The 25,269-nt window shown below is 41.7% G+C and carries 22 protein-coding genes; 8 read left to right on the top strand and 14 right to left on the bottom strand.

From position 1 onward, the window contains the following. Positions 1-3 precede the first annotated feature (3 nt). The 3 genes from J0X14_RS08515 to J0X14_RS08505 all read right to left on the bottom strand — a co-directional run bounded on the left by J0X14_RS08515 (position 4) and on the right by J0X14_RS08505 (position 6,104). Positions 4-3,444: a thiamine pyrophosphate-dependent enzyme gene (locus J0X14_RS08515; RefSeq protein WP_207097329.1), complete on the bottom strand. Its 3,441-nt coding sequence runs from the start codon at positions 3,442-3,444 to the stop codon at positions 4-6. Positions 3,445-3,525: 81 nt separating this feature from the next. Continuing rightward, positions 3,526-4,077 carry an OsmC family protein gene (locus J0X14_RS08510; protein ID WP_207097328.1) on the bottom strand — a complete coding sequence of 184 codons (552 nt, stop codon included), beginning with the start codon at positions 4,075-4,077 and terminating at the stop codon, positions 3,526-3,528. 176 nt (positions 4,078-4,253) lie between these two features. Beyond that, on the bottom strand, positions 4,254-6,104 hold the full coding sequence (locus tag J0X14_RS08505) for a sigma 54-interacting transcriptional regulator (RefSeq protein ID WP_207097327.1): 1,851 nt from the start codon (positions 6,102-6,104) through the stop codon (positions 4,254-4,256). A gap of 127 nt (positions 6,105-6,231) precedes the next feature. Here J0X14_RS08505 and J0X14_RS08500 point away from each other — a divergent pair, with 127 nt between their 5' ends. Then, on the top strand, positions 6,232-7,173 hold the full coding sequence (locus J0X14_RS08500; RefSeq protein WP_207097326.1) for a LysR substrate-binding domain-containing protein: 942 nt from the start codon (positions 6,232-6,234) through the stop codon (positions 7,171-7,173). A 30-nt stretch (positions 7,174-7,203) separates the two neighbouring features. Here the strand turns inward: J0X14_RS08500 and J0X14_RS19060 are convergent, their stop codons facing one another. Further along, entirely contained in the window at positions 7,204-7,401 is a 198-nt protein-coding gene (locus J0X14_RS19060; protein WP_242527957.1) for a hypothetical protein, read from the bottom strand. 119 nt (positions 7,402-7,520) lie between these two features. Here J0X14_RS19060 and J0X14_RS08495 point away from each other — a divergent pair, with 119 nt between their 5' ends. After that, positions 7,521-8,804, top strand: coding sequence for a D-alanyl-D-alanine carboxypeptidase/D-alanyl-D-alanine-endopeptidase (locus J0X14_RS08495; RefSeq protein ID WP_207097325.1), 1,284 nt, complete (start codon positions 7,521-7,523; stop codon positions 8,802-8,804). On the opposite strand, the gene nudK is transcribed toward J0X14_RS08495, so the two are convergent. From nudK to J0X14_RS08475, 4 genes are all read right to left on the bottom strand, one after another. Then, positions 8,798-9,385 (bottom strand): GDP-mannose pyrophosphatase NudK, encoded by a 588-nt coding sequence (gene nudK, locus J0X14_RS08490; protein ID WP_207097324.1) that lies wholly within the window; start codon positions 9,383-9,385, stop codon positions 8,798-8,800. The genes J0X14_RS08495 and nudK overlap by 7 nt on opposite strands. Before the next feature lie 83 nt (positions 9,386-9,468). Then, complete coding sequence (locus J0X14_RS08485; RefSeq protein ID WP_207097323.1) at positions 9,469-10,062, bottom strand: gluconate 2-dehydrogenase subunit 3 family protein; 594 nt, start codon at positions 10,060-10,062, stop codon at positions 9,469-9,471. A 2-nt stretch (positions 10,063-10,064) separates the two neighbouring features. Then, positions 10,065-11,765, bottom strand: coding sequence for a GMC oxidoreductase (locus tag J0X14_RS08480; RefSeq protein ID WP_207097322.1), 1,701 nt, complete (start codon positions 11,763-11,765; stop codon positions 10,065-10,067). Positions 11,766-11,890: 125 nt separating this feature from the next. Then, positions 11,891-12,697 carry a TIGR00266 family protein gene (locus tag J0X14_RS08475; protein WP_207097525.1) on the bottom strand — a complete coding sequence of 269 codons (807 nt, stop codon included), beginning with the start codon at positions 12,695-12,697 and terminating at the stop codon, positions 11,891-11,893. Between the two features lie 141 nt (positions 12,698-12,838). On the opposite strand from J0X14_RS08475, the gene J0X14_RS08470 reads away from it, so the two are divergent. After that, the gene (locus J0X14_RS08470; protein WP_207097321.1) at positions 12,839-14,149 is read left to right on the top strand and encodes a hypothetical protein; all 1,311 of its coding nucleotides are present in this window, start codon (positions 12,839-12,841) and stop codon (positions 14,147-14,149) included. 119 nt (positions 14,150-14,268) lie between these two features. Here the strand turns inward: J0X14_RS08470 and J0X14_RS08465 are convergent, their stop codons facing one another. After that, a complete protein-coding gene (locus J0X14_RS08465; RefSeq protein ID WP_207097320.1) occupies positions 14,269-14,724 on the bottom strand; it encodes a DUF4442 domain-containing protein in 456 nt (151 codons plus the stop codon). A gap of 167 nt (positions 14,725-14,891) precedes the next feature. Here J0X14_RS08465 and J0X14_RS08460 point away from each other — a divergent pair, with 167 nt between their 5' ends. From J0X14_RS08460 to J0X14_RS08440, 5 genes are all read left to right on the top strand, one after another. Next, positions 14,892-15,374, top strand: a complete 483-nt coding sequence (locus tag J0X14_RS08460; protein WP_207097319.1) for a DUF4870 domain-containing protein — start codon at positions 14,892-14,894, stop codon at positions 15,372-15,374. A 196-nt stretch (positions 15,375-15,570) separates the two neighbouring features. Continuing rightward, positions 15,571-15,900, top strand: coding sequence for a PadR family transcriptional regulator (locus J0X14_RS08455; protein WP_207097318.1), 330 nt, complete (start codon positions 15,571-15,573; stop codon positions 15,898-15,900). A 9-nt stretch (positions 15,901-15,909) separates the two neighbouring features. Beyond that, positions 15,910-17,646 carry a PspC domain-containing protein gene (locus J0X14_RS08450; RefSeq protein ID WP_207097317.1) on the top strand — a complete coding sequence of 579 codons (1,737 nt, stop codon included), beginning with the start codon at positions 15,910-15,912 and terminating at the stop codon, positions 17,644-17,646. Positions 17,647-17,732: 86 nt separating this feature from the next. Next, positions 17,733-18,455 carry a head GIN domain-containing protein gene (locus J0X14_RS08445; RefSeq protein ID WP_207097316.1) on the top strand — a complete coding sequence of 241 codons (723 nt, stop codon included), beginning with the start codon at positions 17,733-17,735 and terminating at the stop codon, positions 18,453-18,455. Between the two features lie 182 nt (positions 18,456-18,637). Further along, on the top strand, positions 18,638-19,087 hold the full coding sequence (locus J0X14_RS08440) for a hypothetical protein (RefSeq protein ID WP_207097315.1): 450 nt from the start codon (positions 18,638-18,640) through the stop codon (positions 19,085-19,087). Between the two features lie 61 nt (positions 19,088-19,148). Here the strand turns inward: J0X14_RS08440 and J0X14_RS08435 are convergent, their stop codons facing one another. The 5 genes from J0X14_RS08435 to J0X14_RS08415 form a co-directional block, all read right to left on the bottom strand. After that, positions 19,149-20,327: a Gfo/Idh/MocA family protein gene (locus J0X14_RS08435; protein WP_207097314.1), complete on the bottom strand. Its 1,179-nt coding sequence runs from the start codon at positions 20,325-20,327 to the stop codon at positions 19,149-19,151. A 4-nt stretch (positions 20,328-20,331) separates the two neighbouring features. Continuing rightward, positions 20,332-21,654, bottom strand: a complete 1,323-nt coding sequence (locus J0X14_RS08430) for a Gfo/Idh/MocA family protein (protein ID WP_207097313.1) — start codon at positions 21,652-21,654, stop codon at positions 20,332-20,334. A gap of 11 nt (positions 21,655-21,665) precedes the next feature. Further along, positions 21,666-23,012, bottom strand: coding sequence for a DUF1080 domain-containing protein (locus tag J0X14_RS08425; RefSeq protein ID WP_207097524.1), 1,347 nt, complete (start codon positions 23,010-23,012; stop codon positions 21,666-21,668). A 218-nt stretch (positions 23,013-23,230) separates the two neighbouring features. After that, positions 23,231-24,199, bottom strand: coding sequence for a thioredoxin-disulfide reductase (trxB, locus tag J0X14_RS08420; protein ID WP_207097312.1), 969 nt, complete (start codon positions 24,197-24,199; stop codon positions 23,231-23,233). A gap of 643 nt (positions 24,200-24,842) precedes the next feature. Then, positions 24,843-25,217: a hypothetical protein gene (locus J0X14_RS08415; protein ID WP_207097311.1), complete on the bottom strand. Its 375-nt coding sequence runs from the start codon at positions 25,215-25,217 to the stop codon at positions 24,843-24,845. Between the last annotated feature and the right edge of the window lie 52 nt (positions 25,218-25,269).

Genomic DNA, 25,269 nt, shown 5'->3' with positions numbered 1-25,269 from the left:
CCGTTAATTTAGCTGTTCCACCAAACTCATTTCCAGACCGATCGGTGTAGCCATTTGTCGGTATTTTTTAAACCGCAGGTCTATGCTGCACTGTGCATTCCGAATCATTTCCGAAGAAGCTTCCCTCTCATTTTCAAAAATGGCCTTAAATCGATTTTCCATTTGCAGATACCGCTCTATTCCAATAGTTGGAGCCTGCGAATCCAGTTGCAAAGTCGGTAACCCCTCGCTAGTTCTTTTTGGATTATTCCGATACAACAACCACTGCCCTGATGCCACTGCCATTTTATGATACTTTGATGGGGTTTTCATGTCGATGCCATGCGCCGGACTATGGCAATAGGCAATGATCAACGAAGGGCCATCATGGGCCTCGGCCTCCACAAAAGCTTTTAACGTCTGTTCTTGGTCGGCACCTATGGCCACTGAAGCCATATACACATCACCATAATGCATGGCCAATGCTCCCAAGTCTTTTTTCTGCTTGCGTTTTCCAGTCGCAGCGAATTTTGCCGAAGCACCATAAGGTGTAGCCTTGGACATTTGGTTCCCAGTATTGGAATACACCTCGTTGTCCAACACCAAAATATTTACATTTTTACCCGATGCCAGCACGTGGTCCAATCCGCCGTAGCCAATATCATAGGCCCAGCCGTCACCGCCCACAATCCATACGCTTTTCTTTATGAGGCTATCCATAATTCGCGACAATTTCCGAGCTTCCGGCATACTAACCTTATTGAGTAATGACTTTAATTCTTCTATTCGCTCTCGCTGTTGGTTGATTTCGCGCTCGGTGGTCTGTTTTGCATTCAAAATATCCCGAATCAATCGGTCACCGATAAATGCGGATACTTTTTTGAGCAGTTCCCTTGCCTCCACTTCTTGCTGGTCCAAGGACAATCGGAAGCCTAATCCAAATTCGGCATTGTCCTCGAATAGAGAGTTGGACCATGCGGGACCTCTCCCCTCTTGGTTTTTAGCCCAAGGTGTTGTGGGAAGCGCTCCTCCAAAAATGGAGCTAGCCCCCGTGGCATTGGCCACCAATGCGCGATCCCCGAATAATTGGGACATCAATTTTAAATACGGTGCTTCTCCGCAGCCATCCTCACCCATTGGATATTTGAACAAAGGTTCTTGCAACTGTTGTTGACTTACTTTTGCGATATCAATTCTATTACGGTCCAATTCTGGAATACTTGCGAAATAGTCCCAGTTTTTCCGCTCTTTTTCAATTTTAGTTTCAGTTTTACCCATTACCAATGCTTTTGCGGGACACGCATCCACACAGGCATTGCATGAAGTACATTGATCAGGATTTACTTGTATGGTATAATTCAGTAAATCAATATCCGCTAGGATCGTATCAATTTCAATGGCTTTCCAGCTCGACGGAGCCTCAAAAAGGGTTTTGTCATCATACACTTTCATACGCAATGCTCCAGATGGGCAGGCCATACCGCAGGCACCACATTGTGTGCATAAATCGGGTATCCACTCTGGGGTTTCCTTAGCAAGTATTCTCTGATTGTACTGTGACGTATTGGTCGGATACGTACCGTCAACAGGCAATTTGCTCACAGGCACTTCATTTCCCCTTCCGGCCAATAACTGACCTAAAAGTGTTTTTGAGAAATCTGCATCCTCCGACAAAATGCCCTCTTTCGATGCTGTGATGGCTGTGGTATTTACTTTCTGTAACTGGTTTTTGAATGCCTCAAAAGTGAAATTTTCCACTATTTCGGAGTGCAATGCTAAAAAACAGGCATGCAACGGAGAAATAGCTGCATCGAGGCTAGGTAGTTTTTGCGCGTTTATTACGTAAAGGGCAACACCTTTTTGCTTAACCCCTTTTTGGGTTTCCAAAGAAAGATTGTTCCAAAATTCGGTTGGACTTTTATCGGATTGAATCACAATAACCCCTCCTTGCCTAACCCTTTCCATAACCGTATCCTTTTCTAAAAAATCAACATCAGTACAACCGATAAAATCCGCATCGGTAATGCCATATGGGGCCTTAATTCGTTTAGGTGCCATACGAAGATTGGTCACACTTCGGGAGTTGGACTTTTTATAATCAAATTCTTGGTAGCCCTGCACAAAGTTGTTTTCTTCGCCAATCAATTTCAGTACAGAATTGAACCGTGAGCAAGTATCTTCACTCTTAATCTCAAAAAATAAGGCTTGATTTCCTTTTTTCTGTAATTCCAATCTGGATTCTGGTAGACTCAATTGAGTCACATCATCAGTGATGCCCACAGTGAAATTGTTCTTTGGTTTTGGCTGCTTCAGGTTGTCTAGAATGGACTTCACCATGTCTGGTGTAAATTCTTTGGAACTCAATCCGTATCGACCGCCAACCATTTTGGGAAGCGTAGAGAATCTTTCACTTTGCGCCACAGTTTGCACTACATCCAAAAACAAAGGTTCACCTGAGGAGCCAGGCTCTTTGGTACGGTCTAAAACCGCAATCGCCTTGCAGGTTTTTGGAAGACTATTGATGAAATGCTTCGCGCTAAAAGGTCGGTACAATCGAACTTTTACAAGACCCACTTTTTCACCTTGGGAGTTCAAATGATGTATGGTTTCCTCAATGGTCTCCGCTGCTGATGCCATAGCAATGATGACTTGCTCAGCTTCGGGATGACCTAGGTATTCAAAAATCTTGTATTGGCGCCCGGTAAGTTTCGTGAAATCATCCATTTTTTGTTGAACGATGTTTGGACATGCTTCATAATAGGTATTCACCGCCTCCCTGCTCTGAAAGAAGGCATCAGCGGCTTGCGAAGTTCCTCGAAGTACTGGTGCATTGGGATTCAAGGCTCTATTTCGATGGGCAGTCACCAAATCAGCATCTATCATTCGGCTGATGATTGCATCACTTACGCTTTCAATCTTGGACACTTCGTGGGAGGTTCTAAATCCATCGAAGAAGTGCACAAAAGGGATTCGCGATTCCAATGAAGCAGCTTGTGAAATCAACGCAAAATCCATGGCTTCCTGCACCGATGCAGAAGACAACATGGCATAACCTGTGCTACGTACAGCCATAACATCGCTATGGTCCCCAAAAACCGAAAGGGCGTGGGTGGCCACGGAACGGGTGGCCACATGAATCACATTTGGGCTCAGCTCCGCGGCTATTTTATACATGTTTGGCATCATCAGTAACAGACCCTGTGATGCGGTAAATGTGCTGGTCAATGATCCGGTCTGAAGGGCTCCGTGCATGGCACCTGCCACTCCTGCCTCACTCTGCATTTCAAATGCGGAAGGAACATTGCCAAAACTGTTTTTTTGATGGTGGGCACTCCACTCCTCTACCAATTCGGACATTTCCGAGGATGGTGTAATGGGATAGATAGGAAACACATCATTGATACGATACGCAATATGCGCAACGGCCTGATTTGCATTGGTAATGATATGTTGTTGCATTTTCATGGGAGGAAGTGTGTAATAGTTTGTTGTGATAAAAAAGGAATAAGCCGCCCCAAAAGTTAGGAGCGGCTTATTTCAGATGGATTACTTTTCGAACTCGATAGTAACAGGAGTTGGGTTGGTAATCATGTCAAAAACAGGAGAGAATTGTGACAAAGCTCTCAATTGCTCTTCAGAAGCATCGGACTTCACTTTGAATTTTACAGTGATTCCGTTGTATCCTTTACGTACTTCAGGGTCAAGACCCAAGAATCCGTGAAGGTCAACATCACCGCTCAATCGGGACTCCATTCCTTCAATTTCGATACCGTTGGCAGCAGCGTGGTACGCCATGGCACCAGTCAAGCAAGAACCAAGGGCGTGCAAAACGATCTCTGCAGGGTTTGGCGCTTGGTCTTGGCCCAAAAGAACCTCAACGTGGTCAGCTTCCATAGTAAAGTTGTCTTTTCTAACTGGGTGCTCTTGACCTACTCCATAATAATCTTGGATGCTAGTGACACAATGTCCACCTTCAATCCAATTGTTTTTGGCTCTGAACTCGAACTTAGCCAATGAAGGATCTTGTTGTACGTGGTTGATAGTTTCTACCAACTGATCTACGTTTACTCCGTTTTTAATGTTTGCTGTTGTAATCATTTTTTTTGTTTTTTAGATTAATTGATTAACATTTGCCAGAGTAGATGCATTTGGCGTGCCAAAAAATATAATTAATTGATTATCAATCATTTAAAATGATTTTAGAATAAGTAAAGTACAACGATATTTCGTATATTTACGATATTTCGTTATAGAAATTACGGGATTTCGTGAAATTACACGGGCCGAACGATGCCCAATGCCTTTATTTTAGAAGTCAATGTGGTGGGTGGCACACCCAAAAGGGCTGCGGCACCCTTTTCTCCTGAAATTTTCCAACGGGTCTGCTTTAAAGCCTTTAGGATGTTCCCTTTTTCCAATTGGGTCATTTCTTGAGCAGTAAGAATGTGGTCTGGCTCAACGGTTTGTCCTTCAGCTATTCTAGGATTGGTATTAGGAATAATGAACGACCAGTCAATCTCTCCATTTTGGGAAACAATTACAGCACGTTCCACCAAATTTTGGAGCTCTCGAACGTTTCCGGGCCAGGCATATTCTTGAAAAAGCTTTTTCTGTTCTTGGGTCAGTTTCTTTATTTTCCGATTCAGTTTGGTGGAAAAATGTTCCACCATGGCATCCGCAATCAGGGAAACATCATTGCCTCTATCTCGTAGAGCTGGGATTTCAATCGGGAATACATTCAATCGATAATACAGGTCTTCCCGAAATTTACCTTCCTTGGAGAATTGAAGCAAGTCTCGGTGCGATGCAGCGATAATACGCACATCCACTTTTTGGGTAGTGGAGCTTCCCACGGGGTCGAACTCCCCTTCTTGAATGACCCGCAATAATTTGGGTTGAAGGTCCAACGGTAACTCCCCTATCTCATCCAAAAAGATGGTTCCTTTGTCCGCCAATAAGAATCGACCTTTCCTACTGCTCGTAGCTCCGGTAAAGGCTCCTTTTTCGTGTCCAAAGAGTTCACTCTCGATTAAATTGGCTGGAATGGCTCCGCAGTTGATACGAATCAAAGGACCTTTACTACGGTTGCTGGCCGCATGAATGGCCCGCGCCACGAGTTCTTTTCCGGTACCCGTTTCCCCATGAATCAATACGGTAGCCTCCGTCTGGGCCACTTGGGAAATCAGGTCCAGTACTTTTTTCATGGATTTATGCTGGGCAATGATACCATGGTCGTTGGTCAACTCCTTGATTTCTTCCTGTAAGTACTCCGTTTGTGTTTCAAGTGAGCTGATTTTATGCTCCGCGGTCAAGCGATCATCAATATTGCGAAGAATCAGCGTGTAAAATACTTCTTTTTCATCCCCGTAACAGCTGAGCGTACCTTCATGTAGGGTTTCAGTCCCATCAGACCCGATGACTTTGATGATTTTGGGCAAATAGGCATTTTTATTTTGCTGGAAACCTGATTGTTTTGACTTCACCAAGTCTTCAAGCATGTCCGCACCGTCATCATCTAAAAAGAACAGGATGTTCCTTTGGGTCACTTCGCTATTTTCCAAGATAGTTTTTGCTGAATCATTGGCGAGGAGTATCCTAAAATTCCCATCGAACATTATAATGGCATCCATGGCCCCATCAATGAGCCCTGCCATCTTGGAATTGGCCAATTCCACCTCTTTTTTGGAAGATGCCAATTGCTCTTGGATGATATCGAGTTCCCGATGCCTTTTAATCAAAACGGACATAACGCCTTTTACAAAGCCTTTATCCGAGTCCATGAGCTGGGAAAAATGTGTGGTTGGGATTTTTAATACGCTGGTATCCTCCAAAGCAGTAACCGATACCGACCTTGGCTCTTCATCAATAAGGGCGTATTCCCCAACACAATCGCCTTTGGACAAGGTGCCATAGGAATGGTCTTTATCATGCACTTTTACCTTCCCATCCAGAATCACGTACATAGCATCCCCCACATCACCTTTTTCAATGATCCGATTATTAGCGATGTATTGCTCCAATTCAGAGTTTTTATACAATTCCAACAAAGAAGCTCGTTCCACTTCAGAAAAAAAGGGTACTTCTGCTAGAAAATCCAACAATTCGTTCTGTTCGGTTGAGGTCATTGTACGTGCTCAAAGGTTCTGCATCAAATAAATATAAAGATTTATGAGATAGACATGGCATCTATGCTACTTTTCTATAAATAAAATTGATAGGTTTTTATATTTTTATGGTTCAAATTTATAATGTATGACCATTACCCAGCTACAGTACGTCTTAGCAGTTGCCGAGTACAGAAACTTTACCTTGGCCGCCGAAAAGAGCTATGTGACCCAGCCTACCCTAAGCATGCAGGTGCAAAAATTGGAGGACGAACTTGGTGTTTTGATTTTTGATCGAGGGAAAAAACCCATCACCATTACTGAAGTGGGCAAAAAAATAGTGGCTCAAGCCAAAAATATTGTGGCCGAGGCAGAACGCATCAAAGATATTGTAGATCAGGATAAAGGTTTTATTGGGGGCGATTATACGTTGGGGATCATTCCAACGGTAATGCCTACACTGCTTCCCATGTTCTTGAATACGTTCATTAAAAAATATCCCAAAGTAAACCTCATTATCAAGGAGCAATCCACCGATACCCTTATCCGGAATATTTTGGATGGTCATTTGGATGCGGCCATTGCCGCCACACCTTTGGAAATAGAATTTATTAAGGAAAAACCACTGTATTACGAACCTTTTGTGGGTTACGTGCCCCAAAATCATCGATTGGCCAAAGAAGAATTATTGACCACGGAACATTTGGATGTCAATGACATTTTACTCCTTCAAGATGGACATTGCTTCAGGGACGGTGTTATAAATTTGTGCAAATCCACTCGAAATATTCAAGGGGAACATTTTAAGATTGAGAGCGGAAGTTTTGAAACCTTGGTGAGTTTGTCGGATGAGGGTATGGGTATGACGTTACTCCCCTATCTTAATACGTTACAACTGGATACCAATAAAAAACGGAACCTCAAACCTTTTAAAAGTCCTTCACCCGCAAGGGAAATCAGCTTAATATACCACAAGAGTGAACTAAAAATTCAAATTACGGATGCTTTAAAAGAGGTGATTTCCAGTATAGTTCGGGGCGCCATTGCGTTTCAGGATGTGAAAATCATTAGCCCGTTGGCCAAAAATTAAAAGAGCCGCTTTCGCGGCTCTTTGGTTATTTTAAGCTTTTAATAGTAGTAATGTGGGTTGTAATTCTGGTTTGTCAACAATATAAAACTGTAACCAGATCTTAAGTTCTTCGATTTCACTAGGTAGTAACCGGGAAATAGCTTTTTTCAATTCTCTAGAGAAGAGTCTAGCATCAAAACTAACTTTTTGTAGGATAGTCTTGGTGTAATCTAACATTGCTCTGGGCATAGAAATTTGATTAAATTGATTAAGTGGTTGTGCAACTAAGTTAGCAAAAAACTTGTTTGCATGATCTCATCCGCAGTTAAAAATTGGATAATTTCGTGTTAAATTCGATAAACTACTCTATGCACCATCCTCATTTTCAAAAATTTAAGTTTCTGACTATCATGTCGGTAGCGGGGTTTTTCTTACTTTTTGGATGTTCTTCAGTACGTAAAACGTTAAACCACCAACTTCAAAATAATACGTTTGAAAATTCTTTCCATGGATTAGTGGTAATGGACGCCAAAACTCAAAAAACGATATACGCATACAATGCCGACCGCTATTTTACCCCTGCCAGCAATACCAAAATCGCCACATTCTACGCTTCAATTAAATTATTGCCCAAAAACATTCCTACGCTAAAATACGGGGTTTATAACGACACCTTATATATAGAAGGTGTTGGAGATCCATCATGGTTACACCCCCGTTTGGCGGATAGTACTGCGATACAATGGCTTAAAAAACAAGGTACATTGGTGGTGCACCTCCAAAATTCTCAAGAGTCTAGATATGGTCCTGGCTGGGCTTGGGAGGATTATGACGCCTATTTCTCCCCGGAAAAAAGTACACTTCCCCTCTATGGCAATGTTGTGACTTTGTCCCATGCCAATGGAATACACGTTTCACCACCCTATTTTATGGATAAGGTTGAAACCAGGGATACCACTTTAAGGAGAGACGAGCTACAAAATCATTTTTATATTTCATCCACAGAACAGGATACCTTGCAAGTTCCGTTCATGACCAGTGATTCCCTTACCAAAGATCTAATAGAATCTGAGCTACAGAAAAAAGTTGTTTTAACGGACCACTTCCCTCCTGTTGAAAAGCAGGTACTTTATGGTATGGAAACGGATTCCATATATAAGGACATGCTTTTTGAAAGTGATAATTTTTTGGCTGAGCAATTGTTGATGGTAGCCTCCTCAACACTCTCGGATACCTTGGGCACAAAAAAAGTGATTGCACATATGCTGGAAAACCATTTGAGTGATTTGGAACAACCACCACGATGGGTGGACGGTTCCGGTTTATCTCGATACAATCTCTTTACACCCAAGTCATTCATACAAATCCTTCAAAAGCTGTACAATGAAGTTCCTGAGGAACGCTTATTTGTCCTATTTCCGATGTGGGATGCATCCGGAACCATAAAAACATGGGGGGATCCCTTAACCGAACCCTTCATTTTTGCAAAGTCAGGATCATTGGGAAATAATTATAACCTCAGTGGTTATCTCAAGACCAAATCAGGAAAGTGGCTCATTTTTAGTTTTATGAACAATCATTTCAAAGTCAACACCTCACAGATTCGAAATACCATTTATTCCACCCTAAAAGAACTTCATGACCACTACTGACCCAATAGTTTATTGATTTGGGCGTATTGTAGCAACATGATGGTCTTGGCATCCCGGATTTCTCCCGTCTTCATCATCTGCAAGGCATCCTGAAACTTGAGTTCCATTACCTCAATGTTTTCCGTTTCATCCTCGGCTCCTCCACCTTCGCTTACCTTCATGGCGTCTTCATACCTTCCAGTAAAAAAGTAAAGGATTTCAGTTACGGAGCCTGGCGACATATAGGCCTCAAAAACCTTTTTCACCTCATCAATTTTATATCCGGTCTCTTCCTCCACTTCCATTTTAATGGTTTGTTCTGCGTTGCCTTTTTCCAAAAGTCCGGCACACACCTCTACCATCATCCCATCTTCGTTTCCATTGACATATGTAGGCATCCTAAACTGACGCGTTAATATCACCGTTCCCTTTTTTGGGTTGTACAGTAGAATGGCGGCACCATTACCGCGGTCATAGGCTTCACGATGTTGGGTTTCCCAGGTACCATCTGGCCGTAAATATTCATAGGTGAACTTGTTCAGGGTATACCAATTATCGGATAGCAGTTCTTTTTTTATGTTCTTGATGTGATGATTTTCCACTAGCTGATTCTTTAATTAAAAAACCATGCTCCTAATTTTTGAAAGAAGCATGGTTCATTTTTAGTTTTCTTATTCAAGGAAGGTTAGAGACTCCATCGGTTCCCAACTTCCGAAACTGGTTTACAAGGTTCATAATTGCCTGGAATGGGGTCGTAATTCAATACATTTTTCCCCATTTCTTCCGAAGTAAAATAAGCCCAAATGGCCATGGATTTCAATCCTCTGTAAAATCCAATGGGCTCTTGCTCACCCACAGAAGTTCCCCAAACCCCAGGGTTGAATTTTCCAGAATTCGCCTCGGCTTCTTTCAAAACAGCAATTCTATCCGCTTCCTTTAAATCGATAAAAACAGCACCATAGTTCTCCTCACATTTGGCGTTGAAGGCCGCAATTTCCGACCGCATGTGTTCCTGACCTTTGGCATCATAGGTACGCGCAATCACTTTGTCCATAAAAATGTCCGACTTTGCATCAAGTGCTCCGGGTGTATCCGTGCGGGGTAGGATCATGTCTACCAATAGCGAAACCGTTTTTGCCTCATCCTCAGTGAAAAATTCCGGTTGCCAATCCAATCGTTTTTCCTCTTTGCACGATTGTAAAATGGACAACATGGTAGGCATCATAAGGGTTGCCCCAGCAAATAGTCCGGTTTTTTGTAATGCTTTTCTCCTATCCATCTTTATAGATTTTGTTTTTTGAGTTCTGATACGGCATGGTCCGCTGCTCTGGCCGTAAGAGCCATATAAGTCAGCGATGGGTTTACACAGGATGACGACGTCATACATGCTCCATCGGTCACAAACACGTTTTTAGCCGCATGAACTTGATTGAATTCATTCAAAACTGATGTTTTGGGGTCTCTGCCCATACGTGCCGTTCCCATTTCATGTACGCCATACCCCGGCGGATGTTCTTTGTCAAATCCTATAATATCTTTTAAACCTGCGACTTCAAGCATCTCAACGGCATCTTCCTGAATTTGTTTGTTCAAGGCTTTTTCGTTCTCCTTAAATTCAGCATCGATGGTCAAAGTCGGTTGTCCCCATTTATCCAATACATCATTGTTCAGGGTGATTTTATTTTCATGATACGGCAAGCATTCTGCAAATCCTGTGATAAAGAATTCCCAAGGACCGGGTTTTAAGATACTATCCTTGTATTCTGCTCCGAATGATTCAATATTTGCGGCATTACCGCCACGATGGGCACCACCTTGGTAGCCAAACCCACGTACAAACTTGTCCGATTTGGAGGCTTCATCAATATTGACGTATCTGGGAATATAAATCCCGTTGGGCCTTCGGCCTTTGTAGTATTTATCGTCAAAGCCTTCAACCTTACCAAGCGCACCCACTCTATAGGTATGGTCCATAAGATTGTGTCCCAATTCCCCGCTGTCATTGCCCAAACCATTCTCAAATCGGTTGGATTTGGAGTTCATCAGGATTTGGGTCGTGCTTAAGGCTGATGCATTTACAAAAATTATCTTGGCTGAATATTCAATATCCTCATTGGTTTCTGCATCAATGATACGGACGCCAGTGGCCTTGCCTTTTTGGTCATCATAGATTACCGATTGCACAATGGAAAAGGGTCGGATGGTCAAATTTCCCGTGGCATTTGCAGCTGGTAAGGTAGTGGCATTACTGCTGAAGTACGCCCCGTAAGGACAGCCTCTGCTACACCTGTTTCGATATTGACATTGCCCTCTTCCGTTGTGGGGCTGGGTAAGGTGTGCCACCCGGCCAATGGTCATGTTTCTACCCTTAAATTGTTCTTCTATTCTTGATTTTATGTGTTTTTCCACACAATTGAGTTCCATGGGCGGAAGAAAATGACTGTCTGGTAATTGGGGAAGCCCCAATGCCTCGCCACTAATACCGGCAAATTTTTCCACATAGGTGTACCACGACTCAAGGTCTTTATAACGAATGGGCCAGTCCACTCCGTGACCATCCTTGGCGTTGGCCTCAAAGTCCAAATCACTCCATCGGTAGGTCTGTTTTCCCCAAAGCAGGGATTTACCCCCCATTTGATGACCTCGAAGCCACAAAAAAGGTTTCTCCTCGGTATAAGGATTGGCGGCATCATCGGCCCAAAAGTGCTCGGTGTCTGTTCCAATCCAGCCCGACCGGATGGCTTTGTAATGCTTTTTCTTTTGTTCAGGGGTGAGTCCACCGCGAAGTTCCATGTCCCATGGATCTAGGTTCATGGTGGTGTAATCCACTACATGTTCCACAATTTTTCCGCGTTCAAGGACAAGGGTCTTCAATCCTTTTTCACACAATTCCTTTGCTGCCCATCCGCCACTGATACCCGAGCCAATAACTATGGCATCATAGGTTACGTCTTTCTTGGCGTCGATGTTAAAGTTTGCCATTAATCTGTTTGATGAAAGTTAATTTTCAATCAATATAGCCATTAATAGCTGTCAGGACAAATGAATTGTGTTTTGTACACATTTTTAACTACGTGTTGCTAAAAAGTGATTTTTTGGGTTGCGAATTAAAATCTATTATCGCCGTCCAACAAATCACCCAAACCGCCTAAAATACTGCCTTCGCCTTTGTCTTTCCCACCACCTTTGGGAGCAGCGGCCCATACCCTACTGGCCAGTCGGCTAAAGGGCAGTGATTGAATGTAAACGGTCCCAGGTCCTCGTAGCGTTGCAAAGAATAAGCCTTCACCACCAAAAACGGTATTGCGAATTCCACCTACAAATTCAATATTGTAATCCACGGTTTGGGAAAAGCCCACGATGCAACCGGTGTCCACTTTTAGGGTCTCTCCAGCGGCTAGTGTTTTTTTGGCCATGGTTCCACCCGCATGTACAAACGCCATACCATCACCTTCCAGTTTTTGCATAATAAAGCCCTCACCACCAAAAAAACCTCGGCCCAAACGCTTGGAAAATTCAATACCTACCGAAACTCCTTTGGCAGCGCACAAGAAAGCATCTTTTTGACAGATGAACTTCCCGCCTTTTTCGGAAAGGTCAATAGGAATGATCTTCCCTGGATAGGGCGAAGCAAAGCTTACGAGTTTTTTACCGTGTCCTACATTCAGAAAAGCGGTCATAAAGAGGCTTTCCCCTGTGAGCAGTCGTTTACCCGCGGAAAACAATTTCCCCAAAACCCCAGAGTCTTGGTTAGAACCATCGCCAAAGATGGTATCCATTTTTATATCGGAATCCATCATCATAAAACTGCCGGCCTCCGCCACAACGGCTTCTTGCGGGTCCAGTTCTATCTCCACATATTGCATTTCTTCCCCGTAAATGTGGTAGTCTATTTCGTGGTTTGTGCTATTCATCATTCGATTTGTTTAAATATATATGATTGGTATAGTTCTTATCTTATCTGTTACACTTTACTGCTAAATACTTTTATCAAGAGTTTCATGGTATCCTTAGGTAATAACTAACTTTGAGAAAATGAGTAACTTAATTTCCAAATGAACTTCTTTAGACCTGCTAGTAGAAACACTGAACAGCTTCGCGGAAAAATCTCTAAAAAATCCTCAACTAAGCTAAAAGCGCTATGTGAAGATATGGGGTTCAAAAGCTTTCAAAACAAAGCTAAAGAAGAGCTTATTGATTTACTGCTTACAGAGCCTGCTGAATTGAACAAGCAGGTAAATAAATCTTGGTCTAATAGGTACCCTACCCTTTTCAATTTTGTTTTAACGGTTTTAATTTCTGTTTTAACAATTATTTGGGGACCAAAATTAAAAGAAGCTTATGACAATATGACCACTGAGGCACCTCCTGTATCTAAAAATACTAATCAAAATAAAAAATTTGCGTTTCTAATGTTTGATTCAACAGATTATTTTGAAAAATGGAAAAGAGAATACAATTTCGTTGCTGGGTTTCCAAAATTCACTAGGAATCTTGATACCGACGCGGTAAGCAAAAAAATTGCTTTAACAGGAATCAAAAATGCTGTGTCTCACCCTTTTGCCGATGACACAAGATTGATTGTTTCATTAGATTCTGAAGTAATCGATTCTTTGTTGAAAGACAGTTTATATCAGAAGAAGTATAATTTTGTTCCAATAACCCATAGACAAGCCGAAAATATGGGTTTCATTTCTGATTACATTGAGCAACGAAAAGCATTTTTAGCTGAAAAAGAGTTACAATTAGAAGATATTAAAGTTGATTCTCTTTTCAGACCTATTTTTAAAAATCGACTCAACAGTAATAATTACTATTCTGGATTTAAAGGATTAGCGGTTAATATGGTCATCCTGACTAAACTTGGAAAAGAAAGAAGGAACGAATATTTGTTTGACTATGGGAATAATAAAAACAGAAACAGGATTTCCGTGTATTTCAATGAAGATAATTACTTGTGTATGAGAATTATTGATAATAATTCCGATGTATTTATTCTAAAAGTTATTGGAAATTTTGATAATAGACTGCTTTTTTTAAACATGGGTTTTAATTGGGGTGATAATGCCTTATCCATTAGGGTTGATGATTCAATTTTAATTGAACAAGAATTTGAAAGCAAAATTGATTTCATTCAAGACAAATCAAGTGAGACTGTTTTAGGAAATTCGTTAGACCATTATTATGGGTGTTCATTCTCAATGCGCTATTTGAAGTTTGATGTTGTTCATAGTATAGCCCTTAATGGTTCAAAATTAGTTTATAATTGGCAAGAAATTGACATGGATGAAGCCAATGTATTTGTAGATGATAATATGAAAATTTCTAGAATTGTTGGAAAAGCACCAACTTTTGGTTTCAATTAGTCCCTTATAACAAGAGGAACCCCCTTAACCTTTCACCATTCGCCCGCTTTTTCCCTTCAATTCACCGTCCATTCAACCCTTCGACTGCGCTCAGGGTGACAAAGACAGATATTATTAATCTATTTTTTTAGCAGAACGGTCCACTCAAAATGAAACGTGGAGACCTCCACCCCATCTTCATTGATACCAATTGATTTCATCCAACAGGTTTGTCCTTCACCCGTTTTTATGGTTTTCTGGATGGCTTCGGCTATTAAATGGCCGTCCTCACAGCTAAAAACGATTCTTCCAGTGGCTTTTTTGGTAAAGGTGGCTTTATTGTTGGCCACCAACATGGAGATATTTTTACCACTTTTCTGGATTTCGTTCATCACCAAAGCCCCGGTGCTCAACTCAGCAGCCATCCCCTGAATAGCCCAAAACATGGATTTAAATGGGTTTTGATTGAACCATTTGTACTTTACCGTGGTCACGGCTCTATTTTCGTCAATAGCCTTGAGTCGTACGCCGCTCCACCAAGCCGATGGTAGTTTTAAAAAGGTAAATGTGTTGATTTTACTGGATGTGAGCGCCATATCATGAGTTTAGGAGTTCTAAAAATAGGCAAAAAAGCAACGATTTCAATTGTTAAATAATTGTTAATTTATAGTACTTTGTTTTGCATAGTACTGTCTTTTGGATATATATTTGCATCGTAAGCTAATAGGTAAACTAATTTTATTTGCAAAATCATCAATCAAAAATGGCTACAACTTTAACCAAACACGAACGAAATTTATCCGCGATTATTCACGCGTCCACCTTTTCAAAGTGGTTTATTCCCTTTGGGAATTTTATTCTTCCTTTGATTCTGTGGACGGCCAACAAAAAGGAACATCCTTTTGTGGACCATAATGGGAAGCAGGCTTTGAACTTTCAAATAAGTATGCTCCTCTACTCTATCGTTGCGGGCTTGATCAGTATTCCCTTTTTTATCGGTTTTTGGCCCGATGTATGGGATTGGGATTTTTTTGGAATTCACCGTTTGAGTGATTTTAACAATATAAACATTAGTATCAGTAGCGACGATTTTAAGTTTGGTCGCCTTTTTTGGCCCGCGGGTATAAGCGGTGTCATTCAAGTTGGACTGGCCATAGTGAACATTGTGTATACCATTCTGGCCACTATTAGAACCAATGAAGGGGAGACGTTTCGATATCCCTTGACCATAAAATTCATCAAATAATCAAAATAGGAGTTTAATCATCAATCAAAAAACGAAAAATTAACCTGCCCTGAGCGCAGTCGAAGGGTCAATCAAAAATCATCAATCAAAAAACGTTTCCACTCCCCTGCTCATCACAGGGGACTGGAGTGGAAACACAAAACGAACAGTTAATCAGATACCGAACCCAGTTCGGCAAAATTAGAACCAAGAAATTATGAACATAGAAAACACAAAAGCACAGATGCGCAAAGGGGTTCTGGAGTACTGCATCTTGTCCATCCTAAAGGATGATGACAAGTATGCCTCCGAGATTCTGGAGGCCCTTAAGGACGCTAAGATGTTAGTAGTGGAAGGTACCATATACCCTTTGTTGACGAGGTTGAAAAATGCAGGTTTGCTCAACTATCGTTGGGAAGAATCCACTTCGGGACCTCCCCGAAAATACTACGCCCTTACCGAAACCGGTAAATTGTTCCTTAATGAACTTAACGGAACGTGGGATGAACTAAGAAATGCAGTCAATCTGGTAACCAACACAAAATAAGTATCAAAAATGAACAAGACAGTAAATATAAATTTAGCCAATACGCTCTTTCACATCGATGATGATGCGTATAACAAGCTGAGACGATATTTGGAGTCCATAAAAAGGTCCTTTTCCGGCACACCGGGAAGCGATGAGATCATCGCCGATATCGAGGCTCGCATAGCCGAACTCTTTTTAGAGAAAATGGAAAACGAACGACAGGTCATCACCCAAAAGCAGGTGGACGAAGTCATCAATGTCATGGGACAGCCCGAAGACTATATGGTGGACGAAGACATCTTTGAGGATGAACCAAAAAAGACCTATGCCGAACCCAAATCAAGAGCGAAAAAGCTCTACAGGGACATCGACCAAAAATACATTGGTGGTGTTTGTGCCGGGCTGGAACATTATTTAGGTTTTGATGCCCTTTGGATTCGCTTGATTTTTATCCTATTGGCCGTTTTCACCGGATTTGGTCTGATCGCCTACATTTTACTTTGGATTTTGGTCCCAGAAGCGGCCACCACCTCGCAAAAATTGGATATGCGGGGAGAGCCTGTCAACATCAGCAATATAGAACGCAAGGTTAAAGAGGGGTTTGATGATGTTGCCGACAAAGTTAAAAATGTTGACTACGAAAAAGTAGGCAACAAGGTCAAAAGCAGCTCCAAGACCTTTTTTGATGCCATAGGGGATATTATCATGTTCCTGTTCAAAGTATTTGGCAAGTTCATTGGCATTTTGTTGATCATCGTTGGTGCAACTGCACTTATAGGATTGTTCATTGCCCTTTTTTCTGTGGGTATGCTGAATGCTGTACATTTTCCCGGGGTTGATTTTTACGAAATCGTGGGTACCACTGGTGTTCCGGTTTGGGTACTTTCAGTGCTCCTGTTCTTTGCCTTTGGCATTCCGTTCTTCTTTGTCCTCTACTTGGGATTGAAGATTTTGGTCAACAACCTTAAATCTATCGGAAATATTGCCAAGTTTTCACTTTTGGGACTTTGGCTGATTTCCGTTGGGGCATTGTTTGCCCTTGGAGTTCGTCAGGCGGCTGAATTTGCCAATGTGGGCAGCGTCAATGAGCGGGAAGAAATGGTGTTGGAGAATCCTAATGATACTTTAATTATTAAGATGAAGGATTCTGGATATGACCACAACATGGAAAACATGCACTTTGGAAGAATGGCATTTACTTATGATGAAAACGATAATAGAATATTGATTTCGGACGATGTTCACATTAAACTGAGAAAGTCCGTGGATTCTTTGATCAATGTCAATATCAGAAAAGATGCCCATGGTAGTACTTTGCTTGCTGCAAGGGAAAGGGCGAAAGCCATTAATTATGGTTTTACTATGTCAGGTAATGAAATCATTGTTGATGAACATCTAGTCACCGATGTTTCCAATAAAGCCAGAAATCAGGAAGTAACCACAACCATCTATATTCCCAACGGGAGCGTTGTACGCTTTGATGAATCCACTAGAGGCCATGTCTCTAGCGGCATCCTTAACGATAAGGGGTACTATCGCAGTGGAATTGTGGGATATCTCTGGGTGATGGGCGACGACGGGGAACTCAAGTGTCAGAACTGTCCCGATGAACCGGAAGAAAACGATGAAGAGGAAGAAGGTGGAAAAATCATCATCAATGAAGATGGCGTGGACATCAATCTAAAAGATCATTCGGATTCCTTTGAGATGAAAATCAATGAGGATGGCATTAAAGTAAAGGCAGGAGAAAAAAATAACAATTGAGACCTCTTTTTCAACAATTGGGTAATTAGTAATTCATCATACAAATAACAATAACGAATTTCGAATCAATCATTAAAACAACAATCATGACAACACTAGCAAGATTAGCCATCGCGGCCCTATTTTCACTCTTTGCTTCATCCTGTATGTTCGATATGAGCTTTGGCGACGGCAAGAAAGGAAACGGCGAGGTAGTAGAAGAAAGCCGAAACATTTCAGAGGATTTTACCGAAGTATCCGCTTCGGAAGGCCTTGATGTATTTGTGACCCAAGACCAAGAATACAAGATAACCGTTGAGGCGGATGAAAACATTATCGACCTAATCGGAACAGATATCAGGGACGGAAAATTGAAAATCCATGCCATTGAGAACATTGGAAGAGCCACCAAGAAGGTATACGTTTCCCTACCAACGGTTACGGCTTTAAAAAGTTCCAGCGGTGCAGACCTCATTGCACAAAATGTAATCGAAGCCGAAACTTTGGAGTTGGATGCCAGCAGCGGTTCCGACCTTCAGGTTGAAGTTGTGGCTCGTGAGGTATCTGCTGATGCCAGTAGTGGTGCCGATATTAGACTTTCTGGAAAAACAGATATGCTCTATGCGGATGCCAGCAGCGGGTCGGACATTAAAGCCAAGGACCTTATGGCCAAGACGTGCAATGCCGATGCCAGCAGTGGAGCGGATATTTCCGTAAATGTTTCAGAGAGCTTGGTGGCCGATGCAAGCAGCGGAGCTGACATATCCTACACCGGAGAGGCCAGCATTCAGAAAAAGAAATCTGTTTCCGGCAGCGTACACAAATATTGATCCATTCAGCAACATGTATTCTTAAATACTTTTTTCAGTTAATTAGGATTAAAGGTCTGGTCATTTTCCAGACCTTTTTTCATTTGACACATCCCTAATTTTACAGGTCTTTTTTTAAATGTTTGTTAAAATTATTTGTATCTTATTAAGGGAAATGTAGTCTAACGCTAAAACTAACAACTATGAAGAAAATATTGGGATTGGCCATTTTAATGTTGATATTAATCTCGGCCACAAGATTTACAGCTCCAAAACCTCACAACATGCATTCCATTGAAGGGACATGGGAATTGATAAGTTTCTACAGTTATGACGATGGTGTGAATGTATCGGACACCATGCCCAAAGCAGAAGGGTATCGCCAAGTAAAAATGTATTATAATGGCAAGGTTATGTGGTCCAGATATGTGCCCAACGATAATAATGGAAGATTTGGCTATGGGTCTTATTATATTACCGATGATGAGCTCCACGAAACCATTATATATGGAGATGCCGAAATGATGAAGGCCTTGGATACATTGACTGAGTTTGTTTTTGAACTTGATTTGCAAAGTGACACATACAGTCAAATAACCGTAGATGAAGAAGGCAACAAGACCTTCTCTGAAAATTACAGGCGCATAGATTAGATTAAATTGGATTAGGTATGCACCAAAAAGGCCCTGAAAATTTTCAGGGCCTTTTTCTTTTTTAAACAATACCTGTTTTCCAAGGCACCACCGTGTCATTGTACAAAGCGTCTAGACCCATTTGTACACAAATTGCGGTCTTGGCCCCAGACTCAACATTGGAAATTGGCATGGTTGAGCGGGTAATGGACTGTTGAAAATCCACCAGAGCTTGCTTGGTAGGATCTAAATGATCCACCATAATTGGTATACCTTTGTGATCATCCCACTCTAGGGTTGCACCGGAAACTCCATCAACTTCTCCCAACTGTTTGTTTTTCTCTAACTTTTCTGGGTAGAACCAAGCATTGGTATACCCTATGGTAATCGTCCCCTTGTCCCCTAAAACCTTAATTAAGTAGTCATCCTTGGAATTACTTGTCAAACAGGTAAATTTGGCCCTCACCCCATTTGGGTATGTGTAGATCATATGCACATTGTCATAGGTTTCCCTGCCATCTTTCCAATAATTAATGCCCCCTTCACCGATAACCCTTAAAGGCACAGCATCCAAAATCCAATTGGCAAAATCCAATTGGTGCGAACAGAGTTCTGCCAGCAAGCCACCCGAAAATTCTTTGTACATCCGCCAATTGATGGCTCTTTCATACTTTGGATTTGGAACGGGCCTACGCCAGTCCCCATTACGGTTCCATTGACAAACAATGTCCACTACCCTGCCTATTTTTCCATCTTTGATAAGATCCACCACATGGGTATAAAGTCTTGAGCTATGATATTGGTGACCAGTTTGAAACACCATATTTGAATTCTTGGCCGCTTGAACCGTATTCTGAATCCCATTGAACCCTTTAACCATGGTTTTTTCACAGTACACATGCTTTCCAGCGTCCAGAGCATCCATTGCTATTTGTTCGTGGGTGCTAAAGGGCGTGGAAACAATGACCGCGTCTATTTCCTTATTATCCAAGAGTGCCCTGTAATCTGAATAGCCTTTGGCTTTACCGTTCACCTTTTGCATTCCTTTTTCCAGTCGAAAAGGCAATACATCGCAGCACCCTTCTACCTGTAACCCAGGAATGTCATTCATAATGGAAATTAGACCACCGCCCCGATCTCCTGTTCCTACTATCCCAACTTTAACGATATCATTACTTGATGGCTTCCAAATTCCAGTGCCTAAAGTGGATATCCCTGCCAACGCCACACTACTTTTCTTGGTAAATTCCCTACGTTTCATTTAATTACAGTTTAGGTTCCCATCCATTTTCATACTCGCGCTTCCATTTTTTCATGGCTGTCTCATCATTAAGTATCTTGGCTGTTTTACTATCAATTTTAAGTGTATGACCTGCGTCTTGTGCAAAATTCCCCAAGTGACACAGCATAGTAGAAATACTGGCATCATTGATTTCTGCATGCAATGATTCGTCCTTCCGTATAGCGTTGAAAAAGTTCTTCACGTGATCTACGTCCAAACCGCCTACTCCTTGAGTATCGGTAGTGGCACTTTGGGATTTTTCAAATTCATACTTAATAGGATTTCCTCCCAAATCATACAATTTGTAAAAATTACGACTCAGCTCAATTGTTCCTTTGCTACCATAAATGGTCACCCCTCTTCCAGGGCGCTCTGGTTTCATAATACCCCTACTATGCGAGGTCCATGTAATAAACTTATCTCCAGGAAAGGTGTAGGTAACCTGTTGATTGTCTACAAATTCCCAATCATCATCAAATGTATATTTTCCACCAAATGAGGTCACTGTTTCTGGGAAATCCACACCTAGCGCCCAACGGCTGATATCAATTTCATGGGTACCGTTGTTATGGATTTCACCTGTACCCCAAGTACGGAACCAATGCCAATTATAGGGGTGTACATTATCTCGATATGATTCACGGGGAGCAGGTCCTTGCCATAGCTCCCAATCCAAGGTTTTGGGCACAGCAATTTTTGTTCCTTTTCCTATGGAGCCGCGATTGTTGGAATAATAGGCCTCTGCCTTATAGGCTTCACCAATAATCCCATTTTTAATGTCGCTTATAGCCATAATGGAGGTTTGTGCCGAACGCTGTTGATTACCCATTTGCACTTTTTTTCCATACTTGTTCTGGGCCGCTACCAAAAGATCATTCTCATAGGGGTTGTGACTACAGGGTTTTTCCACATAAACATTTTTCCCCGCTTGTAGGGCCATGATGGCCATGGGGGCATGCCAATGCTCGGGTGTGGCAATAAAAACTGCATCCACATCCTTATCCTCTAAAACTTTTCTAAAATCCTTTTCTACTTTGGGAACATACCCAATAGTACGCTGGCACCATGCATTGTGTTCATTGATAACAACATCGTCCACATCGCAATTGTATATAATTTCGGCGTTGGGGTCTTGATGAATGGCAATAATATGCGCCTTAGCACGGCTTCGAACACCAATGACCGCTACGCGTAGTTTGTCATTAGCTCCCAAAACATTGGATAATCCAAAATTGGGCATTCCCACCAATGTCAGGCCGGTGGCCCCCACCGTTGTCTTTTTAATAAAATCCCTTCGTGTGTTCATGACATTGATTTTTATAGTTGTTTGATTTTTATATTCTTAAACGTTACCCTGTTCCCATGGTCTTGGAGTAGGATGTTACCCTTTTCAGCTTCGCCGAAATTTGGCCATATCTTGTATTTACTTTCCGATACCAGTTTTTTATAGTCATCGCTGCTTCTCTCGTATTCCAATACTTTCATCCCGTTCAACCAGTGCTCCACGTGGTTGTTGTTTGAAATGAGATGGGCCGAATTCCATTCGCCCATGGGTTTTACATACTTTGCAGGGTCTGCTTGGATAAGGTCATACAATGATGCCAAGGTTCTACTGCCTTCATGGTTACCCAATTTGGCATCGGGGTGACGGGCATCATCCAACAATTGGTATTCCAATCCAATGGCCGAACCTACGGCCTTGTTCAATTCCGTATCCACATAATATTTTATACCGCTGTTGGCTCCGGGGGTCAATTTAAAATCCAATTTCAGTTCAAAATTGCCATACAATTCTTCGGTAACAATATCCCCTCCTGCTGCCGATTCACCTCCATCTGATGCCAACACAGTGAGTTCCCCGTTCTCAATTTGCCAGCCTGCTTCTGGAAAATTGTCCAACTTGGCACCTCGCCATCCTGTAGTGGTCTCTCCATCCCATAACAATTCCCAGCCTGCTTCTTTTTCATGTTGGGTAAGGCTGTTTTTTGTAATTATTGGATTTAAAGACATTTCTTTGGTGTAGTTTTGAAGACTATCGGTAAGAATCTGAACATTTTTCCATCGGATTTCCGTACCTGCCTTTTGATCTTCGCCAATGCTGTGTACTTGCAGCCCAATAAAACCGGTATCTGCCCCTTCGTCTATCAAATACGATGCTGGAACACCATTTATCCATGTTTTTAGCGTGTCGCCAATGGCCTCAACCCGATAATGGTTCCATTGATTCTGTTTGAAGGCTTTTTGTGCCGCTTCATTATTGGTGAGCGGAACAAGCCATCCGCGTCTGGCCTCTTCATAAATTCCGGCGCTCCATGCTCTATCAGAGGGGTCAATTTCCACTTGGTATCCATGTACACGCCCATTATGATACTCAGGAATACTGGCACTTCTGATCTGTATCCCAGAATTCATGGTGGAATCCACCAAATAATCCAACTCCAGAATAAAGTCACCGTATTTTGTGTCCGTGGTTAAAAAGGTGTTGGGCGTATTGTGGATGGTCTTGCCTACAATTTCACCATTCTCTATTTGGTACTCTGCATTACCGCCCAAAATGGTCCACCCGTCAAAGGTATTTCCATCAAATAAGGGTTGCCATGGTGTGGTGTCCTTCGGTTCATTCTTACAGCCCAAAATAAATGTAGTCATCAGAAGGGTGCACATTCCGATGTAAATGAATTGTTTGTTTGTTTTCACGTTTTTGGTTTTAGCTAATTCTTACGCATTGAAGTTTTCAAATCATCCTTATCATTGATTCTTGATTTGGACAATCCTCCCACAATTTAAGGTTTTTGTAGTATTTACTTGCGTGAAATGTATCCAAACAAAAAATGTGGACTTAAAAGTCCACATTTTTATCATGATTTGTTTTATTTCTACTGTTAGGAAACAACAGCTTCCTTGCTCTCCACAGCAGCCAAGTACCTTTCAGCATCTAGTGCCGCCATACAGCCTGTTCCCGCTGCAGTAACAGCCTGTCTGTAAATTTTATCCTGGGCATCGCCACTGGCAAACACCCCTGGTCTATTGGTCTTGGTGGATTTAGGTTGGGTAATGATATAACCCGTGTCATCCATGTCCAACTGACCTTTGAATATATCGGTGTTTGGCTTGTGCCCAATGGCAATGAAAAGTCCAGTGATGGCAATCTCCTCTTTTTCTCCAGTTTGATTATTCACCATTCGAAGACCTTCCACCACTTGGTCGCCAAGAACTTCATCTACCTCGGTATTGTATTTTATTTCAATATTGTCAATACTATTGACGCGGTGTTGCATGGCTTTGGAAGCTCTCATATGGTCTTTCCGAACCAGCATGGTCACTTTTTTACAGATATTGGCCAAATAGGAAGCCTCCTCAGCAGCAGTATCCCCAGCACCCACTATGGCTACTTCCTGTCCTTTGTAGAAGAATCCGTCGCAAACGGCACAGGCGGAGACTCCACCTCCACGCAAACGTTGTTCACTTGGAATGTTCAAATATTTGGCAGATGCCCCAGTTGAAATAATCACGGTTTCGGCTTCAATCTCTGTGGAATCGTCCACAGTAACTTTATGGATGCCCCCAGCCTCATCGCTAAAATCAACGGCGGTAATCATGCCTATTCTGACTTCAGTGCCAAAACGCTCGGCCTGTTGCTGCAATTGAATCATCATTGTGGGACCGTCTATCCCTTCGGGATACCCCGGAAAATTGTCTACTTCTGTAGTGGTGGTCAACTGACCCCCAGGTTCCATACCGGTATACATAACAGGTTTTAAATCAGCTCTAGCTGCATATATTGCCGCCGTATATCCAGCTGGTCCCGACCCTATAATCAATGTTTTTACTCTTTCCAATTGTTCTGACATAGCTAAATCTTCCTCATTATTTTATCTTACAAAAGTAGCTTTTTTGTATAGAACCTTACAAAAGGGGAATGTGTGATTTGCCCCTATTTTTTGAAAAGATGTGAACAATGTAAAAGATACCTCCAATACATTCGGCGGTAAATAAAAAAAGAGCCCCATGGGAAGGGCTCTTTTTCTTGAATAAGTAGGCCAAGTTTAAGAAAAATATATCTTGATTATAAAAACCGTTACAACCAAGGGGCTCAACCTCAAAACCCCCTGGCGCAACGTAAACCTCTTTTGAACAAGACAGTAGGTTAAGTACAGGTAAAAATACCTTACAATTAACGTATCCCATTTTCGGGAGGTTTGTGCTATGACTACAAAGAGTTTTGCTCTGTTGGGGTAAACTTAGCATGATTTAGGCTCAAACATGCTCCCAATTAATCAATGGGGCATATCTCTTAAGGAATACCCCTTTTCAATTCATACTTTTTTAAGGGAATGGTATGAATCCACGTTTTTAGACTTTCACGTCAGAAGTTATAGTACAAAAAAAGTAAAAGGAAGAATCCCAAAAATGTGTTGGTGCAATTTTAGGTTTCATATGGAGAATTTGAGAGCTACCTTAAATAAAAAAAGACCTCGTTAAGAGGTCTCTATTTTATATTCTGATGGGCTCTTTACTAGTGAGATTCACATCTTTGAGAAGTGTGTCGGTAAATTTGAAATGCCCTTTAGTGGTTATAATTTTAAACCGGTTGGACCGCAATCGCGCCACAGTATCCAAGAGCAACCATTTGGATTTTAGCTTGCTTGGATCAAAAGATTTAAGGCTGATGTCAAAAAAATACTTTCTACCATTCTTATGCGCAGATATATCGGCAGAAAGATTGGTCCCGCCCTTTTTCTGTACAAAAGTTTTGGGTGATTCGTATCCGGGCAAATCTGTCTTAATATTGGTAAAACCTCTTTCTTTAAGATAGTTTATTGCCCGCTCTAAAAAGTCTTTATGTTCATCGATTTCTTTTCCAACCATACCTTGTAAGATAAAAGAAATAATCAGAAAAGCAAATTATTTAACAAGAAAT

This window comes from Allomuricauda sp. CAU 1633 (assembly GCF_017313225.1).
Classification (GTDB): Bacteria; Bacteroidota; Bacteroidia; order Flavobacteriales; family Flavobacteriaceae; genus Flagellimonas.
This window is presented reverse-complemented; position numbering and strand designations above follow the sequence as displayed.

Bases quoted from the DNA above. Each gene is read 5' to 3' on its own strand.
- J0X14_RS08515 (WP_207097329.1), bottom strand. From the start codon at position 3,444: ATGAAAATGCAACAACATATCATTACCAATGCAAATCAGGCCGTTGCG.
- J0X14_RS08510 (WP_207097328.1), bottom strand. From the start codon at position 4,077: ATGATTACAACAGCAAACATTAAAAACGGAGTAAACGTAGATCAGTTG.
- J0X14_RS08505 (WP_207097327.1), bottom strand. From the start codon at position 6,104: ATGACCTCAACCGAACAGAACGAATTGTTGGATTTTCTAGCAGAAGTA.
- J0X14_RS08500 (WP_207097326.1), top strand. From the start codon at position 6,232: ATGACCATTACCCAGCTACAGTACGTCTTAGCAGTTGCCGAGTACAGA.
- J0X14_RS19060 (WP_242527957.1), bottom strand. From the start codon at position 7,401: ATGCCCAGAGCAATGTTAGATTACACCAAGACTATCCTACAAAAAGTT.
- J0X14_RS08495 (WP_207097325.1), top strand. From the start codon at position 7,521: ATGCACCATCCTCATTTTCAAAAATTTAAGTTTCTGACTATCATGTCG.
- J0X14_RS08485 (WP_207097323.1), bottom strand. From the start codon at position 10,062: ATGGATAGGAGAAAAGCATTACAAAAAACCGGACTATTTGCTGGGGCA.
- J0X14_RS08480 (WP_207097322.1), bottom strand. From the start codon at position 11,765: ATGGCAAACTTTAACATCGACGCCAAGAAAGACGTAACCTATGATGCC.
- J0X14_RS08475 (WP_207097525.1), bottom strand. From the start codon at position 12,697: ATGAATAGCACAAACCACGAAATAGACTACCACATTTACGGGGAAGAA.
- J0X14_RS08470 (WP_207097321.1), top strand. From the start codon at position 12,839: ATGAACTTCTTTAGACCTGCTAGTAGAAACACTGAACAGCTTCGCGGA.
- J0X14_RS08465 (WP_207097320.1), bottom strand. From the start codon at position 14,724: ATGGCGCTCACATCCAGTAAAATCAACACATTTACCTTTTTAAAACTA.
- J0X14_RS08460 (WP_207097319.1), top strand. From the start codon at position 14,892: ATGGCTACAACTTTAACCAAACACGAACGAAATTTATCCGCGATTATT.
- J0X14_RS08455 (WP_207097318.1), top strand. From the start codon at position 15,571: ATGAACATAGAAAACACAAAAGCACAGATGCGCAAAGGGGTTCTGGAG.
- J0X14_RS08450 (WP_207097317.1), top strand. From the start codon at position 15,910: ATGAACAAGACAGTAAATATAAATTTAGCCAATACGCTCTTTCACATC.
- J0X14_RS08445 (WP_207097316.1), top strand. From the start codon at position 17,733: ATGACAACACTAGCAAGATTAGCCATCGCGGCCCTATTTTCACTCTTT.
- J0X14_RS08440 (WP_207097315.1), top strand. From the start codon at position 18,638: ATGAAGAAAATATTGGGATTGGCCATTTTAATGTTGATATTAATCTCG.
- J0X14_RS08435 (WP_207097314.1), bottom strand. From the start codon at position 20,327: ATGAAACGTAGGGAATTTACCAAGAAAAGTAGTGTGGCGTTGGCAGGG.
- J0X14_RS08430 (WP_207097313.1), bottom strand. From the start codon at position 21,654: ATGAACACACGAAGGGATTTTATTAAAAAGACAACGGTGGGGGCCACC.
- J0X14_RS08425 (WP_207097524.1), bottom strand. From the start codon at position 23,012: ATGTGCACCCTTCTGATGACTACATTTATTTTGGGCTGTAAGAATGAA.
- trxB (WP_207097312.1), bottom strand. From the start codon at position 24,199: ATGTCAGAACAATTGGAAAGAGTAAAAACATTGATTATAGGGTCGGGA.
- J0X14_RS08415 (WP_207097311.1), bottom strand. From the start codon at position 25,217: ATGGTTGGAAAAGAAATCGATGAACATAAAGACTTTTTAGAGCGGGCA.